Raw genomic sequence first — 1,792 nt, forward strand, 5'->3', positions numbered from 1 at the left:
ACCTCTCAAAACTGAACAAAGGCAAACGATGTGTAGTCTTCCGAAATATTCCTTAGAAAGGAGGTGATCCAGCCGCACCTTCCGATACGGCTACCTTGTTACGACTTCACCCCAATCATCTATCCCACCTTAGGCGGCTGGCTCCAAAAAGGTTACCTCACCGACTTCGGGTGTTACAAACTCTCGTGGTGTGACGGGCGGTGTGTACAAGGCCCGGGAACGTATTCACCGCGGCGTGCTGATCCGCGATTACTAGCGATTCCGGCTTCATGTAGGCGAGTTGCAGCCTACAATCCGAACTGAGAGAAGCTTTAAGAGATTAGCTTAGCCTCGCGACTTCGCAACTCGTTGTACTTCCCATTGTAGCACGTGTGTAGCCCAGGTCATAAGGGGCATGATGATTTGACGTCATCCCCACCTTCCTCCGGTTTGTCACCGGCAGTCTCGCTAGAGTGCCCAACTAAATGATGGCAACTAACAATAAGGGTTGCGCTCGTTGCGGGACTTAACCCAACATCTCACGACACGAGCTGACGACAACCATGCACCACCTGTCACTTTGCCCCCGAAGGGGAAACTCTATCTCTAGAGTGGTCAAAGGATGTCAAGACCTGGTAAGGTTCTTCGCGTTGCTTCGAATTAAACCACATGCTCCACCGCTTGTGCGGGCCCCCGTCAATTCCTTTGAGTTTCAACCTTGCGGTCGTACTCCCCAGGCGGAGTGCTTAATGCGTTTGCTGCAGCACTGAAGGGCGGAAACCCTCCAACACTTAGCACTCATCGTTTACGGCGTGGACTACCAGGGTATCTAATCCTGTTCGCTCCCCACGCTTTCGAGCCTCAGCGTCAGTTACAGACCAGAGAGCCGCCTTCGCCACTGGTGTTCCTCCATATATCTACGCATTTCACCGCTACACATGGAATTCCACTCTCCTCTTCTGCACTCAAGTCTCCCAGTTTCCAATGACCCTCCCCGGTTGAGCCGGGGGCTTTCACATCAGACTTAAGAAACCGCCTGCGCTCGCTTTACGCCCAATAAATCCGGACAACGCTTGCCACCTACGTATTACCGCGGCTGCTGGCACGTAGTTAGCCGTGGCTTTCTGGTTAGATACCGTCAAGGGATGAACATTTTACTCTCATCCTTGTTCTTCTCTAACAACAGAGTTTTACGATCCGAAAACCTTCTTCACTCACGCGGCGTTGCTCGGTCAGACTTTCGTCCATTGCCGAAGATTCCCTACTGCTGCCTCCCGTAGGAGTCTGGGCCGTGTCTCAGTCCCAGTGTGGCCGATCACCCTCTCAGGTCGGCTATGCATCGTTGCCTTGGTGAGCCGTTACCTCACCAACTAGCTAATGCACCGCGGGTCCATCCATCAGTGACGCAAAAGCGCCTTTCAACTTTCTTCCATGCGGAAAATAGTGTTATACGGTATTAGCACCTGTTTCCAAGTGTTATCCCCTTCTGATGGGCAGGTTACCCACGTGTTACTCACCCGTTCGCCACTCTTTTTCTTTCGGTGGAGCAAGCTCCGGTGAAAGAAAAAGCGTTCGACTTGCATGTATTAGGCACGCCGCCAGCGTTCGTCCTGAGCCAGGATCAAACTCTCATAATGATTTGTTTGAATGACCATACGGTCATTAAGCTCATAAAAATTAACTTTGCTAGCTATTGCTTGCATGTATTTGTTTCAATAAATTGAAACGTCCTACACATTGGTTCGTTTGCTTGCTTTGTTCAGTTTTCAAAGGTCTACCGTGCTGTGTTAGCAACTTTTATATCATATCAGAG

Annotated in this window: 1 rRNA gene; it reads right to left on the reverse strand. The window is 50.7% G+C overall.

Features of this window, described 5'->3' with window-relative positions:
* Positions 1 to 56 precede the first annotated feature (56 nt).
* Positions 57 to 1,616: ribosomal RNA gene (locus IGJ05_RS16115) — 16S ribosomal RNA — on the reverse strand.
* Positions 1,617 to 1,792 lie beyond the last annotated feature (176 nt).

This window comes from Enterococcus sp. AZ167 (assembly GCF_051714025.1).
GTDB classification, from domain to species: Bacteria; Bacillota; Bacilli; order Lactobacillales; family Enterococcaceae; genus Enterococcus_D; species Enterococcus_D casseliflavus.